This is a genomic window from Shewanella sp. T24-MNA-CIBAN-0130 (assembly GCF_040310185.1).
In the GTDB taxonomy this organism is placed as follows: Bacteria; Pseudomonadota; Gammaproteobacteria; order Enterobacterales; family Shewanellaceae; genus Shewanella; species Shewanella psychromarinicola.
Genome location: NZ_JBEOPP010000170.1, coordinates 1 through 374, shown reverse-complemented (window position 1 = coordinate 374; position 374 = coordinate 1). Strand labels below are relative to the sequence as shown.

General features: G+C 37.7%; 1 protein-coding gene. It reads right to left on the bottom strand.

From position 1 onward, the window contains the following. Window positions 1-29: 29 nt before the first annotated feature. The coding region (locus AAEZ02_RS21945) for an integrase core domain-containing protein (RefSeq protein WP_351125074.1) at window positions 30-374 on the bottom strand (345 nt) is incomplete at its 5' end.

Below are 374 nucleotides of genomic sequence, written 5' to 3'. Positions count from 1 at the left end.
TGTAATGGTCAAGTATTTCTGGAGAGATTTTAAGCCGCTTTTTTTAACTCATTATATTTCTGATGTGGCGTCTTATAATCTATTGCCGAATGTCTGCGTTTGTAATTGTAGAACTGAATATATTGCTCAACTACGCTCACTACTGCGCTGTGATTGGTAAAAGCTAAATGGTTTAATCTTTCAGTCTTTAAACTCCTAAAAAATCGTTCCATCACCGCATTATCCCAACAATTTCCTCTACGACTCATACTTTGTTCAATGCCTAAGTGCTTTAGCTTTTCTCTGAACACATTAGCAGAGTACTGACAACCCTGGTCTGAGTGAAACATCAACTCCTGTGTATTTGGCCTCTGACGTTGTATCGCGTTATTTAA